Below are 15,912 nucleotides of genomic sequence, written 5' to 3'. Positions count from 1 at the left end.
GCGGCACCCACGCAAGCAAAGGAACGGTCATTGTGGCAAGCAAGCGCGGCAAGGAGGATAAAGGCAACAGCCTGATCAGTTTTGGCGTCGTGGCCAAGAACCGCAAGGCGCGCCATCTCTATGAGGTGGAGGACGAGGTGGAGGCCGGCCTGCAACTGACCGGCACGGAAGTGAAGTCGCTTCGTTCGGGCCGCGCCAACATACAGGAAAGCTATGCCGAAATTCGCAATGAGGAAGGCTGGCTTGTCAACGCCCATATCCCGGAATTCTCCCACGGGAACCGGGAAAATCACGACCCGCGCCGCCCGCGCAAGCTGTTGCTTCACAAGCGGGAAATCAGCCGCCTGATGGGCATGACCCAGCAAAAGGGCATGACACTGGTGCCGCTTCGTATCTTCTTCAACCGGCGCGGCATCGCCAAGGTGCTTGTGGGGGTGGCTCGCGGCAAGACCAAGCAGGACAAGCGCGAGACCATCAAGGAACGGGACTGGCAGCGCGAAAAGGCCCGCCTGATGAAGGACTACAGATAGGCCGCTCCTGCCTGTTTTTTGCTCGCCCTGTTTTCGCGCCTGAACCGGGCCGCTTAAGGCGCCCTTCCGTTCAGCTTTGTTTGAGGCCGGGTTCGGTCAGGGTCAGGGTGAAGCGGATCGGGCTGTCCGCCCCGCCCGCGGTGATGGTGTTTTCCCCGAAGTGGAGCCGGTGCACCGCGTGCTCGGAAAACCGGCTCAGGCGCCTGCCCTCAAGCATGGTGCCCTGCTTGCCGGATATGTCCCGAAGGCAATAAAGCCCATCCCGTCGGACGATCTGGAAATGCTGTGGGGCCAGTTCGCTGTGGCCCGGCAGCGGCAACAGCAGGGCATTGGTGGAAAGCCCCTGCACGTCCCCATTGGCCCGGTTGCCCACCGTGAAGGGCAGGTGGTCGATTTCAAGGCTGTCCGGCATGTGCTGCGCCGTCAGCGCCGAACCGGGCGCCAGGGTCAGTTCCGCGTCGGGGTGGGTGGCGCGGGGCGGTGCGTCGCCCGGCTCGAAGGGGGTGTGTTCCACCGATCCGCCGCCGGCCTTGCGGGCGTTTGCGGGGGCGGGCTTGCGGTTTTCTTCCGTATTGGGAAGGGTGCTGCGCAGCCGCGCGGCGAGTGTGTGGACCACATGGCGCACCAGCGGATCGGCAAAACTACGGCGAAAGGCCGATACGGGGATGGCGTATAGAAGGCAGTCACTGGCGGCGATGGCGGTGGCGGAATGGGGGCGTTCCTCGATGGCGCTGATCTCGCCCAGGATTTCGCCCTTGCCGAGGGTGGCGACGCGGTGGCTTCTGCCCTTCAACTCGTGCCATATGCTGACCGAGCCTTCCATGATCAGATAGACCTGATCGCTTTCCGCGCCCTGCCTGAAAATCACACCGCTTTCCGCGACGGTGATTTCGTCACCGGTCTGAATGTGGTCGTCCGTCATCACGGGGCTCCCTTTATGGTGCGGCCCTTTCCGTCATGGCCGTTTGGCAGGTGGCCAGGGCATCCATGAACATGTCCCGCGTGATGCGGCCCGTATTCACATTGTAGCGGGAGCAGTGATAGCTATCCACCAGTGTCACCGCGCCCAGATCATGGCGGGCATTATGGCCAAAGGGGTAATCCTTTTGCCGCAGGCCAAGGGCGCGGATCAGGGTCTCATGGGCGATCCGGCCCAGCGCCAGAAGCGTGGTGAGGTGCGGCATGTCCCGCATCCGGGCCAGCAGGAAAGGGCGGCAGGTGTTGATTTCGTCGCCCACCGGCTTGTTCTGCGGTGGCACGCAGCGCACCGCATTGGTCACCATGGTATCGGCAAGCGCCAGCCCGTCATCGGGGCGGCGGGCATAGGCGCCGCTGGCCAGCCCCGCCGCCTTCAGGCAGTCATAGAGAAGGTCTCCGGCATAGTCCCCCGTAAAGGGGCGTCCCGTGCAGTTGGCCCCTTTCAGGCCCGGCGCCAGCCCGACGATCAGAAGGCGCCCCTTTGGGTCGCCGAAACTGCCCACCGCCCCGTTGAAGAAATCGGGGTGCCGTGCCTGATTGTCCCGTCGGAAGGCCACCAGCCGGGGACATAACGGGCAGTCCGCCGGTGGGTCGGGCGGCGTATCCGCATCGACCGAAGGCAGGCCGGAATGCTGGGCGGCGCGGGCCATGAAGACGCTCCGGGATCGGGGGTTCCGGGGGTGGGTGGATCAGTAGGTTTCGTCCTCGTCCTCCGGCGTGTCCAGCTCTTCCGCCGTGGGTTCCGGCGCCGGGCGGCGCGCGCCCTTGCGGCCCACAATGCTGCGCAGTTCGTCCAGATCGATGAACTGGTCCGCCTGGCGGCGCAATTCGTCCGCGATCATGGACGGCTGGGTGGTGTTGGACGACACCACGGTCGCCCGCACACCGCGACGCTGCACCGCTTCCAGCAGGCGGCGGAAGTCCCCGTCCCCGGAGAACAGCACCACATGATCCACCGCTTCCGAGATGTTGAGCATGTCCACCGCGATTTCGATGTCCATATTGCCCTTGATCTTGCGGCGGCCATTTTCGTCGGTGAATTCCTTGACCGGCTTGGTCACCAGTGTGAAGCCGTTATAATCCAGCCAGTCGATCAGGGGCCTGAGCGGCGAATATTCCTGATCCTCCAGCGTGGCGGTGTAATAGAAGGCCCGTACCAGCCGCCCCTGTTTGGCGAAATAACTGCGCAGGCTTTTATAGTCGATCTCCATTTCCAGGGACCGGGCCGTGGCATACAGGTTGGCGCCATCAATGAACAGGGCCAGGCGCTCTTCGGGATAGAAAATCATGGTGCTAATCCAATCTTTGGGTTCAATTAAAAATAAACGACCTTGGCGAAAATGGGGTCGGCTTGTCGGCTGGTCAAGACAGTCTTTTGAAGCGGGCGACTTGGCCGACCATCTGGCAAAGTCGTTTCCTGTTTTGCCCGGCCATTATAAAAGACGGGTATTCAAATTCGATCTTTTTCTGCACCCGTGGCGGATAAAGGCAGGGTGTGCGATCAGGAAGCGGGCATGAGCAGGGCGGGGGACAGGGACATGGCTGGTGATGCGCCTGAAACCGGGGACGGTGCCGTGCTGGTGGCGGCGGGCGGTAATCTGTCGGCACCGGGAGAAGACCTGGCCGTGCGCATGGCGCGGGTTCCGGCGGCGCTTGAGCGGGCGGGGCTGCCCGTGAAGGCGGTGTCCCGCTTTTACCGCAGCGCCGCCTATCCGCCGTCCGACCAGCCTGATTTCCTCAATTTCGCCCTGCGGCTGGAGTCGGGCGGCCTCGATGCACAAAGCCTGATGGCACGCCTGCTGGCGGTGGAAGCCCGTTTCGGGCGGCGGCGTGAAACCCGGTGGGGCGCCCGGACCCTGGACCTGGACCTGATCGCACTGGGGCAGACCATTCTGCCGGACAGGGCGGCATGGCTGGCCCGCGCCGATGCCGCGGATGAGATGGCACCGCTGCCGGGTCTGACCGTGCCGCACCCGCGCGCGCACCGGCGCGATTTCGTTCTGTGTCCGTTGCTCGATATCGCGCCCCACTGGCATCACCCGGTTCTGCAATGTAGCGTGCGAAGCCTGTGGGCACGCCTTGGCGGGGCGGGACTGCCGCTCTGGTCCCCCCCGGTGCCCCCCACAGCGCCCGACCCGTGCGACGGCGTTTGATCCTTTACACGGCCCCTGTCACTCTGTATAAGACGCGGCCTGAAACAAGTGCACCACCCGGTTCGCGCGGTCGCGGCGGGTGGCTATTTTTCATGGCCATCGGGAGAGAGCGAGCATGGCACGGGTAACGGTCGAGGATTGCGTTGACAAGGTCACCAACCGGTTCGAACTGGTGCTGGATGCGGCCGAGCGCGCGCGGCAGATTTCCAGCGGTGCCACGCTGCTGGTGGATCGGGACAATGACAAGAACCCGGTGGTGGCCCTGCGCGAAATCGCGGAGAAAAAAGTGAACCCCGCCGACCTGACCGAGCAGGTGGTGCAGAACATGCGCCGGGTCGTGGAATCGGATGAGCCGGAAGAGGTGGACATGTCCATTCTGATGTCCGGCATGGATAATGGCAGCGAGGGCGCGGCCCCGGCTGTGGAAAGCGCCGACGCCGACACGGCGGAGGCCGCCCCCGCCGAGGCTACATCCGAAGAGGCCGCCTCCACCGAGGCCGACGCCGAGGCCGCCGAAGCTTCCGGCGACGACGCTGCCGACGCCGAGGAATAAGCCGGTTGCGAAGTGACGCGCCTTTCGCGGGGCGCGCGCTCATCAAACCTTTGTGAACCCGGCCTGTTCTTGGGGCCGGGTTTTTTGTCGCGCTTGCCCCGGTGGCCGGAAATCGCCATATGAAAGGGCCGGACGGGTAACAGGGCCGGAAGGGGCGAGCGACACGATTGAGGAAAGAGACGCGCGGTGATCCGACAGTATGAGCTGGTTGAACGGGTTGAAGCCTATGACCCGGATGTGGACAAGGATCTGCTGAACCGCGCCTATGTGTTCGCGGTCAATGCCCATGGCAGCCAGAAGCGCGCCTCGGGCGATCCCTATTTTTCCCATCCGGTGGAGGTGGCGGGCATCCTCACCGACATGAAGCTGGACTGTGACACCATCACCACCGCGCTGCTGCATGATGTGGTGGAGGATACCGTCGCCACGCTGGAGCAGATCGAGGACAAGTTCGGCCCGAAAATCGCCGAGCTGGTCAATGGCGTGACCAAGCTGTCCAAGATCGAGATGAAGGCATCCAGCAACAGCCAGGCGGAAAATTTCCGCAAATTCCTGCTTGCCATGTCCAACGATATCCGCGTGCTTCTGGTGAAGCTGGCGGATCGCCTTCACAACATGCGCACGCTCGGTTTCATCAAGCGGGAAGATAAGCGCCGCCGCATCGCGTTGGAAACCATGGAGATATACGCCCCGCTGGCGGAGCGCATCGGTATGCACGAAATGAAGGACGAGCTGGAGCATCTCGCCTTCGAGCATATCGACCCTGAGGCCATGGCCTCCATCAATGCGCGCCTGCATCATATGATCGAGCAGGACCCGGACCTTGAGCGCAACATGGTGGAAGCGCTGAAAGACCTGATGGCGGAAAACGGGCTGGATGTGGAGATTTCCAGCCGGATCAAGCGCCCCTATTCGATCTGGCGCAAGATGGACCGGCAGAATATCCCCTTCGAGCAATTGTCCGACGTGCTGGCCTTTCGCGTCATCGTGGACCAGCCCATGACCTGCTACAAGGCGCTGGGGATCATCCATCAGACCTATGCCATGGTGCCGGGGCGCTTCAAGGACTATATCTCCATGCCCAAGCGCAACCTGTACCGATCGCTGCACACCACGGTGATGGGGCCGCACAAGCGCCGGCTGGAAATCCAGATTCGCACCCGCCAGATGCACGCCGAGGCGGAATACGGCGTGGCCGCGCACTGGCAGTACAAGGCCAGCGACCATGACGGCTTTGAAAGCCCGCTGGATCAGGTGGAAGGCTCCCAGTATCGCTGGATCAAGGAATTGCTGGAGATTCTGGAACACGCCGACGACCCGGACGAGTTTCTTGAGCACACCAAGCTCAACATGTTCCTGGACAAGGTGTTCTGCTTCACGCCCAAGGGGGAGCTGATCTCCCTGCCCAAGGGGGCTTCCGTGGTGGATTTCGCCTATGCGGTCCATACGGAGGTGGGCGATCACTGTGTCGGGGCCAAGGTGAACGGGCGCATGGTGCCGCTGCGCCATGTGCTGGAAAACGGCGATCAGGTGCATATTGTCACGTCCAAGGCGCAGGTGCCGTCGCCGCGCTGGGAGAATTTCGTGATCACCGGCAAGGCGCGCTCCGCCATTCGCCGCCATATCCGCCATCAGCGCCGCAGTGAGTACCGCGAACTGGGCAACCGGCTGATCCGCCGCGCCGCCGAGCGCGCGGGCGTGGACTTTTCCGACCGGGTGCTGGAGGAAGCGGGCAAGGTGCTGGGCTCCGAACCCGAAGCGATTGTGGAACTGGTGGGGCAGGGTACACTGGGCGAGGACGAGGTGCTGCGCGCCGCCATTCCCGGTTTCGACAAGGGCGATCATATGGCCCGCGCGCCGCAGGTGCATCAGGAATGGGATCAGGTGGGCAGTGCCGCCCTGCCCATTTTCGGTTTGCAGGATGGGGCGGCGGTGCGGCTGGCGGAATGTTGCCATCCGGTGCGCGGCGACCGCATTGTGGGCGTGCGCGTTGCCGGCGAGGGCGTGGCCGTGCACACCATCGACTGTGCCCGGCTGGATCTGTACGAAGACCGGCAGGATCTGTGGATCGATCTGGCCTGGCAGCAGGGCAGGGAAGACGATGCCTATTATGTGGGCCGGTTGCACCTTGATGCCACCAATGAACGCGGGGCGCTGGCTTCCATCGCGGCGGCGGTGGCCAAGGCGGGGGCCAATATCGCCAATGTGCAGACCCTGGAACGCGACCCGGAGCAGCACGGCATGTTGATCGATGTGGAGGTGCGCGACCTGAAGCATCTGACCGATGTGATGCGGTCCCTGCGCGTCAATCGGCTGGTCAATATGGTGGATCGCATCACCGGGGAAGCGGGCGCTTGACGCACCCGGCCCGCTCGCCTATCCGCATGGGCATTGCCGCCCTATTGATACCCACTGGCGCCGTCACCCTGGCGGCGGGACCGATCCGAGGATGAATGCATCATGAGTTCCAGTGCCGAAACGCCCAGCAGCGCCCATGAATCCGCCTCCCTTCAAAGCCGGGAGGCGGTGCTGTCCCTGTTCCGGGAGGCGGATGCCCTGCTGGAAGGGCACTTCCTGCTTTCCAGCGGGCGCCACAGCCCGGTTTATCTACAATGTGCCCGCGTGCTGCAATCCCCGGCCCGCGCGGCCCGGCTGGCCGATGCATTCACGGCCCGCCTTCGGGAACACAACGTTCAGGTGGATCTGGTGGTCAGCCCGGCCATGGGTGGCATCATCATCGGCCATGAGGTGGCCCGCAGCCTGGGCGTGGACGGCCTGTTCATGGAACGCAAGGATGGCCGCTTCACCCTGCGCCGGGGCTTCTCCATCCCGCGGGGCAGTCGTATCCTGATGATGGAGGATGTGGTCACCACCGGCCTGTCATCGCGGGAATGCATTGCCGCGATCGAGGCGGCGGGGGGCACGGTGGTCGCCGCCGGGTGCCTGATCGACCGGTCGGGCGGCACGGCGGATGTGGGGCTGCCCCTGACCGCGCTCGCCCGGATCGATGCGCCGTCCTTCGCGGCGGACGAGGTGCCCGGCTGGCTGGCGGAAATTCCCGCCGTTAAGCCGGGCAGCAGGCCGGGGCATTAAGCAGGAAGGAAATGATCCGCCGCCATGCTGTTTCGCCGTCGTCATAAACTGCCCTTCGGGGCCAGGCTTTCCGGGTGGCTGTGGCCACGCAGCGGCCTGGTGCGCGCGGGGAAGTATCTTGGCCACCGGGTGGCCAGGCTGCCGGGCACGGTGCACAGTATTGCCGCCGGGCTGGCATCCGGCATCGCGGTATCCTTCACGCCGTTTCTGGGGCTGCATTTCGCTATTGGCTTTCTGCTTGCCTTTGTGACACGGGGCAATCTGATCGCCTCGGCCATTGGCACCTTCATCGGCAATCCCTGGACCTTTCCCTTTATTTTCGCATTGATGGGGCAGACCGGGGGGCTGATACTGGGCCGGGACATCGCCGCCGACGTGCCGGACTGGTCCTGGGGGATGCTGATAGCCGCGCCGCTGGACTATCTGGGGGCTTTCCTGCCACTGCTCTTTCCCTTAGTGGTGGGTAGTCTGCCGGTGGCGGTGCTGGTGTGGTTTCTGGCCTATTTTTCGGTCAAGGCGGTGCTGTCCGGCTATCGCGCCGCCCGGCAGGAACGCCTGCACGCCCGCCGCAACGCCCGCGCCGTCAGCGGGCGCGCCGGGCCACGGGGCCGGAGGGGGAGCGCGCTGTGATCCCCGCTGGCAGGACCATAACAAGCAAAGGGACCGGTCATGCCCACTGAACCGCTGCGCCTTGGCGTCAATATCGACCATGTGGCCACCATTCGCAATGCCCGCGGCATTCCGCACCCGGACCCGGTGCGCGCCGCCCGGCTGGCCGAGCAGGCGGGCGCGGACGGCATCACCGCCCATCTGAGGGAGGATCGCCGCCATATATCCGATGCGGATATCGGCGCCCTGTCCAGCGTGCTGGTGCAGCCGCTCAATCTGGAAATGGCGGCCACGGATGAAATGCTGGAAATCGCCCTGCGTCACAAGCCGCACGCCTGCTGCATCGTGCCGGAAAAGCGCCAGGAACTGACCACCGAGGGCGGCCTGGACGTATCCGGCCAGCACAATCACCTGGCCCATTATGTGCGGGAACTGAAGCGGGCGGGGGTCCGTGTCAGCCTGTTCATCGACCCGGACGAGGCGCAGTTGCGCGCCGCGCACGATCTGGGCGCGCCGGTGGTGGAACTGCATACCGGCGCCTATTGCGACAGGGAAGGCCCGGCCCGCGATGCGGAGCTTGAGCGCATCCGCCATGCCGCCCGCCTTGGCGCCGATCTGGGGATGGAGGTTCACGCCGGGCACGGGCTCAGTTTCGATACCGTGCCGCCCATCGCGGCCATCCCCGAAATACGGGAATTGAACATCGGGCACTTCCTGATCGGGGAGGCGATCTTCTGCGGGCTGGCGGAATCCATCGCCCGAATGCGGCAGGTGATGGATGACGCCCGGCAGGCGGCGCGGAACCCGTCAGGGGGGCGCACATCATGACACGTATGCCCATGGATGCGGTGGGGGCGCCGCTGCCCGGTGCGGTGGCGGATCATGTGTTCGCGGACCCCGCCCTGCTCAGGGAGGCGCTGACCCATCCCAGCCTGTCGGGCCGCCACAATTATCAGCGGCTGGAATTTCTGGGCGACCGGGTGCTGGGCCTGATCGTGGCGGATCGGCTGCTGCACGCCTTCCCCGATGAGAACGAGGGCAAGCTGAACCGGCGGCTGTCGTCGCTGGTGCGCCAGGAAACCCTGGCTGATGTGGCTGAGGCCAGCGGGTTGGTGGCCCATATTCTGCTCACACCCGGCGCGGAGGCCGAAGGCACCCGTGGCAAGGCGGCGGTGCAGGCCGATGTGGTGGAGGCGGTGATCGGCGCGCTCTATCAGGACGGCGGGTTTCAGGCCGCCGCCCGGTTTATCGATGGCTATTGGGCCGACCGGCTTCACAATACCGGGCGCGCCGTGAAGGACAACAAGACACGCCTTCAGGAATTCTGCCATGCCACGGGCCAGCCGTTGCCCGTTTATGAGGTGGTGGAACGCAGCGGGCCGGACCACGACCCCCGCTTTGTGGTGCGCGTGGCGCTTGGCCCCGGCGGGCAGGCGGCCACGGCTGAAGGCGGGGCAAAGCGGGCGGCGGAAATGGCCGCCGCCGGGGCCCTGCTCGCCGATCTTGGCGATGGGGCGGACATGCACATGCACAGGAAGGATCAAAGCCCGTGACAGGGACCGAACAAGACACACCCCACGGGGAGGCGCCAATGCGCACACGGGCCGGATTCGTGGCCCTGATCGGGGCGCCCAATGCGGGCAAGTCCACGCTGCTCAACCAGCTTGTGGGCACCAAGGTGGCGATCGTCACCCACAAGGTGCAGACCACGCGCACCCGCATTACCGGGCTGGCACTGGCGGATGGGCAGGATGCGGACGGGGCCTGGCGCGCGCAGCTTGTTTTCGTGGACACGCCCGGCATTTTCGCCCCCCGGCGGCGGCTGGACCGGGCCATGGTCAACGCCGCCTGGTCCGGTGCTTTCGATGCGGATGAGACCGTTCTGGTGGTGGATGCCAAGCGCGGCATCAGCCAGGATGTGGAGACCATTCTGGCCGGCCTGCAACAGGAAGGGCGCACGGCCATTCTGGCGCTCAACAAGGTGGATACCATCAAGCGGGAAAACCTTTTGGCGCTGACCGAGCGACTGCACGCCACCGGCCTTTTCACGGACGTGTTCATGATCTCCGCCAGGACCGGCAGCGGCGTGGACGATCTGAAGGCCCATCTGGCGGCCCGCATGAGCGAGGGACCGTTCCTGTACCCCGAAGATCAGGTGAGCGCCATCACCATGCGCATGATGGCCGCCGAGATCACGCGGGAAAAGGTCTATCTGCGCCTGCATGAGGAACTGCCCTATGCCATCGCAGTGGAAACCGAAATGTGGGAGGATCGCAAGGGCGGTGACATCCGCATCGAGCAGGTGATTCATGTGCAGCGGGACACCCAGAAAAAAATCGTTATCGGGCGCGGCGGTGCCATGCTGAAACAGATCGGCCAGATGGCACGCCAGGACATGGAAGAGGCGTTCGATACCCGTGTGCATCTGTTCCTGCGGGTACGCATCAGCGAGCGCTGGGCCGATGATCGCAGCCTTTATGAGGGCATGGGGCTGGAATTCGTGGACTGATCCGGGTCGCTCAAGGGGGGCGGCCCCGCAGTGAGAGCCGGTGGCGTTCACCGGCGATTTGGGCCGATGCAGTGGCAGGATGAAGCGGTGATCTTGGGCGGTGCCCCGTTCGGCGAGCGGGATGCGGTGTTGGATGTGCTCAGCGCCACCCATGGCCGCTGGCGTGGCTTCGTCAAGGCGGGGCAGAGTCGCCGTGTGCGCGGCACCCTTCAGCCGGGCAACCGCATCGCCGTGCGCTGGAGCGCGCGCCTGGCGGATCAGCTTGGCCGCTTTCAGGTGGAATCGCTTCATTCGCCGCTGGGAACCGTTCTGGGCCGCCCGGACAGCCTGGCCGCGCTCACCGCCGCCACCGCCGTGGTGGCCACCAGCCTGCCGGAGCGCACGCCGGAACCCGGCACCCATGGGGCGCTGCTGGCCTTTCTGAACCTGCTGGAGCGGGACAGGACGCCGCTTGAGGTGCTGGCCGCCGGGCTGGTGCGGCTGGAAATGGGCATTCTGACGGATCTGGGCTATGGGCTGGACCTGACCGGATGCGCGGGCGGCGGCCCGGCGACCGATCTGGCTTATGTGTCGCCGCGCACTGGCCGGGCTGTGAGCGCAATCCGGGGCGGCCCCCATGCGGACAAATTGCTGCCGCTGCCCGGCTTCATGCTGGCTGGCGGACAGGGGTTGCCGGGGCCCGTCGCGGCGCGGGACGGGCTGGCGGTTACCGGCTATTTCCTGTCCCGTCATGTGTGGGTGGCCCGGCCGGAGGGGATGCCCGCCGCCCGCGCCCGCCTGATAACGCGCCTTGAATCCCGGCTTGTTGAAGCACGCGCCGCAAGCGATCGGTAACAGAGCGCTTGTGACACCCCGGTGGCTTCAGTATAAGCAGAGCCATGACAAGTCAGCCTGATCTTGCCGAAAACATCATCGAAGCACCGTTCGCCGAGGCCCTCTCGGAACGGTATCTCTCCTATGCGCTGTCCACCATCATGGCCCGCTCCCTGCCTGACGTGCGGGACGGGATGAAGCCGGTGCATCGGCGGCTGCTCTATGCCATGCGGCTGCTGAAGCTGGACCCGAAGACCGGGTTCAAGAAATGCGCCCGCGTGGTGGGGGACGTGATCGGTAAATATCACCCCCATGGCGACGCGGCGGTGTATGACGCGCTGGTGCGTCTGGCGCAGGACTTTTCCGTGCGCTACCCGCTGATCGACGGGCAGGGCAATTTCGGCAATATCGACGGCGATAATGCCGCCGCCATGCGGTACACGGAAGCCCGCCTGACCGATGTGGCCGTCCGCCTGATGGACGGGCTGGACGAGGACGCGGTGGACTTTCGCGCCACCTATGACGGGGAGGAGCGGGAGCCGGTGGTCTTCCCCGGCGCCGTCCCCAATCTGCTGGCCAATGGCGCCAGCGGTATCGCCGTTGGCATGGCCACCAGCATCCCGCCCCACAATGTGGCGGAACTGCTGGACGCGCTCGCCCTGCTGATCGCCGCCCGCCGCGACCCGGCCCGCCATGTCACCATTGATGACCTGATGGGCTGCATTCAGGGACCGGATTTCCCCACCGGCGGCGAAATCGTGGAGGACCGCGCCGCTATCCGGGAAGCATATGAGACTGGCCGGGGCGGGTTCCGCGTTCGCGCCCGCTGGCACCGGGAGGACATGGGCCGGGGCCTTTATCAGGTGGTGGTGACCGAAATCCCCTATCAGGTGCAGAAGTCCCGCCTGATCGAAAAGATCGCCGACCTTGTTTCAGACCGGAAACTGCCCATTCTGGCGGACATCCGCGATGAATCCACCGATGAGCTGCGCATCGTTCTGGAACCGAAGAACCGCACCGTTCCGGTGGAAACCCTGATGGAAAGCCTGTTCAAGCTGACCGATCTGGAACAGCGATTCCCGCTCAACATGAACGTGATCGCGCTGGATCAGAGCCCGCGCGTGCTGCCCCTGAAGGATGTGCTGGAAAGCTTTCTGGATCATCAGCTTGATGTGCTTCTGCGGCGCAACCGCTTCCGGCTGGACAAGATCGAAAAGCGGCTGGAAATTCTGTCCGGTTATCTGGTGGCCTATCTCAATCTGGACGAGGTTATCCGCATCATCCGGGAGGAGGACCACGCCAAGACGGCGCTCATGGCGGCGTTTGACCTGAGCGATACGCAGGCCGAGGCGATCCTGAACATGCGGTTGCGCGCCCTGCGCAAGCTGGAAGAGGTGGAGATCAGGAAAGAGCATGACGCGCTTTCCGCCGAACGCGCCGATATCAAGACCCTGCTGGCCAGCCAGGACAGGCAGTGGGCCGCGGTGGACGAACGCCTCGCCGCGGTGCGGGAAGCCTTTCACCCGGAAAGCACGCTGGGTCGGCGGCGCAGCACCTTTGGCGAAGCGCCCGATAATGAGGCGGTGCCGCTGGAAGCCCTGGTGGAGAAAGAGCCGGTCACGGTGGTCTGTTCCCGGCGCGGCTGGATTCGCGCGCTGAAAGGGCATCTGAAGCCGGAGGAGGAGGTGAAGTACAAGGAAGGGGACGCCGAGCGTTTCCGCTTCACCGCCCACACCACGGACAAGGTTCTGGCCATGTCCAACAGGGGCAAGATCTATACCCTGGCGGCGGACAAGCTGCCTGGCGGGCGCGGCCATGGGGAGCCGGTGCGCCTGCTGGTGGACATGGAAAGCGACGAGGAAATCATCGCCCTGCTGCCCTATGTGCCCGGCAGTCGCCTGCTGGTGGCTGCGTCGAACGGCAAGGGCTTCCTGCTTCAGTCGGACAATGCGGTGGCGATGAAAAAGGCGGGCAAGCAGATTCTGAATCTCAAGGCCGGGGCCCATGCCACGCATTGCATCCCGGCGGACGGCGATTCGGTGGCGGTGATCGGCACCAACCGCAAACTGCTGGTGTTCGATATGGCGGAACTGTCGGAAATGACCCGCGGTCAGGGCGTGGCCCTGCAACGCTACAAGGATGCGGAACTGTCCGACGTGATTGTCTTTAACCGGGAAAACGGCCTTAGCTGGCCCATGAAGGGCAAGAGCGAACGCTGGCGTACCGAAACCGACCTGATGCCGTGGACCGGCAAGCGCGGCAATGCCGGGCGGTTGCCCCCCGTGGGCTTCCCGCGCACCAACAGGTTCAGCGGCTGACCCCGCCGCGCGGTGCAGGCCGGATCATCAAGAAACGGGCCACCCCGGCATGGGATGGCCCGTTTTCTTACGCCCGAAGACGCCTGTTTTGCGCCTGTGCGCGCCTGGCCCCCTATAGCGGCAGGGTCACGCGAAGCTGAATGTCCCGCCCGGCCAGCGGCACCCGGTCCTTGCGGATGGATACATGGTTCCGGGCTTCCGTATCGAAGATGTTGTTGGCCCTGAGCGAGACCTGCATCGGATGGTCCTTGAAGGGTTCCACGCTCAGATGGGCGTTGATCAGGGTGTAGCTGTCCGTGGGCAGCTCGAAATCGGTCACACGGGTCTGGCTGTCCACAAAGCGGGCTTCCAGCCGGGCGGTCAGCCGGGATTTTTCATATTCCACGCCGGCAAGCGCCCGCAGGGGCGAGATGCGCGGCAGACGCCCCCCGTTTGGCCGCTTGGCGCGCACCAGGTCCGTGCTGGCGTCGAGGCTGATCCGCTCCCCGGCTTCGTTTTCCCAGACCACGGCGCCGACCTGTGCCTCGAAGCCATAAAAGACGGCATCCGTCTGGCTGAAGACCAGCACGGGCAGGCCGTCTTCCACCGCGCCGGTGCGCTCGAAGAAGATGAAATCGTCATAGTCGGTGTGGAACAGGCTGACGGACCCGGTAACCGGCCCGGCCCGCTTGCGCAGGGAGGCTTCCAGAGTCACGCCGGTTTCCTTGCCGAGCGCGGGGTTGCCCACTTCGAACGCGCCGGTGGCGAAGTGCGGGCCGTTGGAGAACAGTTCCTCGATCCCCGGCAGGCGTTCCGTGCGGGACAGGTTGACCCCCGCGATCCAGTCCCCGTCCGGGTGGAAGGCGGCGCCCACGGACCCGCTCCAGCCGGTGAAATCCAGCTTTTCCGCGGTGGTGTCATTGCTGATGGTCTTGCGCTCCAGCCGGCCCCCATATTCCAGGTGCCAATCGCCCACTTCCCATTTGTGCAGGCCGAAAGCGCCCCATTGCAGGCTGTCCGCGTCGGGCAGAAAGGCTTCGTCGCCCAGGGCGTTCAGATCCCGGCTCTGGAACTGGAGACCATAAGAGCCGTCGAGCGCTCCAAGGCGCCGTTGCAGCAGGTCGATACGGCCTTCCGAGGCGGTGTTCTTGAAAGTGGTGGCGATTTCGCCTCCCTCCAACTCGAAATGGCGATAGTCGGAAAAGCCGAACCGCACCTTCGCTTCCCGCAGGAAGGGGCCATCCAGCTCCCGCTCCCCGGCCATGTCCAGGCGGGTCTGGCGCATGTCGATGCGGGGGCCGCCATTTTCAGGGGCCGCGTCAAGGTCCACATCAAGGTCTTCGTCCTGATCGTTTTCGTGTTCCACATCGTGGTCATTGTCATGGTCCACGCCGTGCTCGAACACGCCATATTCATTGTCTGTATGGCTTACCGCGATGCCCAGGCGGCCACGATCCCCGATATAGGACACGCCCAGCGACCCGCCCCAGGTGCGGATGTCGCTATTGGGCAGAACGCCTTCGTTTTCAAGGTCTTCGTCCTGTTCGTTTTCGTGCTCCACGTCATGGTCATTGTCATGATCCATGTCGAGCCCCTCTTCGGCCTCCTCCAGCGCGCGCAGGCGCTCGGATTCGGGGGCGTTCGGGATGCTCAGATCGCCGGTCTCGCGGAAAAAGCCGCTGGCGTGAACGGCCACCCGATCACCCAGCGCCATATCCGCCTTGCCCGCGGTGGAGCGCAGATTGGCGGCGGTGCCCACGGCGCCGGAAAGCGCACCTTCAAAGCCGTCCTCCGGCATCCGGCGCGGTACGCGGTTGTCCACCACGTTCACGATCCCGGCGGAGGCGTTGGAGCCATAGAGCAGGGTGGTCGGCCCGCGCAGCACCTCGATGCGCTCGGTGGTCAGGGCGTCTACGGAAACCGCATGATCCGGGCTGGTCTGGGAAGCGTCGAACACGCCCAGTTCATTGACCAGCATCCGAACCCGGCCCGCGCCAAGGCCCCGGATCACCGGGCGGCTGGCCCCCGGCGCGAAGGATGTGGCATTGACACCGGGCAGGCTTTTCAGGGTTTCGCCGATGGTCGCCGCCTGGCGACGGCTCAATTCGGCCCCCTCCATGATCGCGGACCCCTGCAACAGGTCGAACGGGGTGCGCTCAAGGGGGGAGGCGCTGATGCGCACCTCCTCGATCGGGCCGTGGCCGTGATCGTTGTGATCGCGGTCCTGGCGGTCCTGTGCAGCAAGGGGTGTCGTCATGCCGGTGGCGGCCAGGGTCAGGCACAGAATGCGGGTGATCTGATTGCGGTGCGGGCGACGCACCGAAGATGGTGTGATCTTCATGATCGGTCTCTCTCATCAGGTCCTGTCAAGGCGATG

General features: G+C 64.8%; 15 protein-coding genes. 11 read left to right on the top strand and 4 right to left on the bottom strand.

Translation table 11 applies throughout. From position 1 onward, the window contains the following. The first annotated feature begins 32 nt into the window (after nt 1-32). Nucleotides 33-530, top strand: coding sequence for an SsrA-binding protein SmpB (gene smpB / locus WGH93_RS11100; protein WP_374764958.1), 498 nt, complete (start codon nt 33-35; stop codon nt 528-530). Nucleotides 531-600: 70 nt separating this feature from the next. On the opposite strand, the gene WGH93_RS11095 is transcribed toward smpB, so the two are convergent. From WGH93_RS11095 to WGH93_RS11085, 3 genes are read right to left on the bottom strand one after another with little or no spacing between them, the layout of a single operon-like run. Further along, nucleotides 601-1,452 (bottom strand): cyclic nucleotide-binding domain-containing protein, encoded by an 852-nt coding sequence (locus WGH93_RS11095; protein WP_374764957.1) that lies wholly within the window; start codon nt 1,450-1,452, stop codon nt 601-603. Between the two features lie 13 nt (nt 1,453-1,465). Further along, entirely contained in the window at nt 1,466-2,158 is a 693-nt protein-coding gene (locus tag WGH93_RS11090; protein ID WP_374764956.1) for a uracil-DNA glycosylase, read from the bottom strand. 39 nt (nt 2,159-2,197) lie between these two features. Beyond that, the gene (locus tag WGH93_RS11085) at nt 2,198-2,797 is read right to left on the bottom strand and encodes a LabA-like NYN domain-containing protein (protein WP_374764955.1); all 600 of its coding nucleotides are present in this window, start codon (nt 2,795-2,797) and stop codon (nt 2,198-2,200) included. A gap of 225 nt (nt 2,798-3,022) precedes the next feature. On the opposite strand from WGH93_RS11085, the gene folK reads away from it, so the two are divergent. The 10 genes from folK to parC all read left to right on the top strand — a co-directional run bounded on the left by folK (nt 3,023) and on the right by parC (nt 13,556). Further along, complete coding sequence (gene folK, locus WGH93_RS11080; RefSeq protein WP_374764954.1) at nt 3,023-3,661, top strand: 2-amino-4-hydroxy-6-hydroxymethyldihydropteridine diphosphokinase; 639 nt, start codon at nt 3,023-3,025, stop codon at nt 3,659-3,661. A 115-nt stretch (nt 3,662-3,776) separates the two neighbouring features. Beyond that, on the top strand, nt 3,777-4,214 hold the full coding sequence (gene rpoZ, locus WGH93_RS11075; RefSeq protein ID WP_374764953.1) for a DNA-directed RNA polymerase subunit omega: 438 nt from the start codon (nt 3,777-3,779) through the stop codon (nt 4,212-4,214). A gap of 186 nt (nt 4,215-4,400) precedes the next feature. Next, nucleotides 4,401-6,572 carry a RelA/SpoT family protein gene (locus WGH93_RS11070; RefSeq protein ID WP_374764952.1) on the top strand — a complete coding sequence of 724 codons (2,172 nt, stop codon included), beginning with the start codon at nt 4,401-4,403 and terminating at the stop codon, nt 6,570-6,572. A gap of 102 nt (nt 6,573-6,674) precedes the next feature. Then, nucleotides 6,675-7,307, top strand: a complete 633-nt coding sequence (gene pyrE, locus WGH93_RS11065; RefSeq protein WP_374764951.1) for an orotate phosphoribosyltransferase — start codon at nt 6,675-6,677, stop codon at nt 7,305-7,307. A 24-nt stretch (nt 7,308-7,331) separates the two neighbouring features. Beyond that, complete coding sequence (locus WGH93_RS11060; RefSeq protein WP_374764950.1) at nt 7,332-7,937, top strand: DUF2062 domain-containing protein; 606 nt, start codon at nt 7,332-7,334, stop codon at nt 7,935-7,937. Between the two features lie 39 nt (nt 7,938-7,976). Beyond that, on the top strand, nt 7,977-8,744 hold the full coding sequence (locus WGH93_RS11055; protein WP_374764949.1) for a pyridoxine 5'-phosphate synthase: 768 nt from the start codon (nt 7,977-7,979) through the stop codon (nt 8,742-8,744). Then, entirely contained in the window at nt 8,741-9,469 is a 729-nt protein-coding gene (gene rnc / locus WGH93_RS11050) for a ribonuclease III (protein ID WP_374764948.1), read from the top strand. The genes WGH93_RS11055 and rnc overlap by 4 nt, the downstream gene beginning before the upstream one ends. Next, entirely contained in the window at nt 9,466-10,425 is a 960-nt protein-coding gene (gene era / locus WGH93_RS11045) for a GTPase Era (RefSeq protein ID WP_374764947.1), read from the top strand. The genes rnc and era overlap by 4 nt, the downstream gene beginning before the upstream one ends. Nucleotides 10,426-10,491: 66 nt before the next feature. Then, the gene (gene recO / locus WGH93_RS11040; protein WP_374764946.1) at nt 10,492-11,259 is read left to right on the top strand and encodes a DNA repair protein RecO; all 768 of its coding nucleotides are present in this window, start codon (nt 10,492-10,494) and stop codon (nt 11,257-11,259) included. A 44-nt stretch (nt 11,260-11,303) separates the two neighbouring features. Next, the gene (gene parC / locus WGH93_RS11035) at nt 11,304-13,556 is read left to right on the top strand and encodes a DNA topoisomerase IV subunit A (protein WP_374764945.1); all 2,253 of its coding nucleotides are present in this window, start codon (nt 11,304-11,306) and stop codon (nt 13,554-13,556) included. Between the two features lie 112 nt (nt 13,557-13,668). Here parC and WGH93_RS11030 read toward each other — a convergent pair whose 3' ends face one another. Beyond that, a complete protein-coding gene (locus WGH93_RS11030; RefSeq protein WP_374764944.1) occupies nt 13,669-15,876 on the bottom strand; it encodes a TonB-dependent receptor in 2,208 nt (735 codons plus the stop codon). Between the last annotated feature and the right edge of the window lie 36 nt (nt 15,877-15,912).

Origin of the sequence: Yunchengibacter salinarum (genome assembly GCF_037658235.1) — a bacterium.
GTDB lineage: Bacteria > Pseudomonadota > Alphaproteobacteria > Sphingomonadales > Kordiimonadaceae > Yunchengibacter > Yunchengibacter salinarum.
The sequence above is the reverse complement of the archived record's forward strand: the minus strand, read 5'-3'. Positions and strand labels throughout refer to the sequence as shown.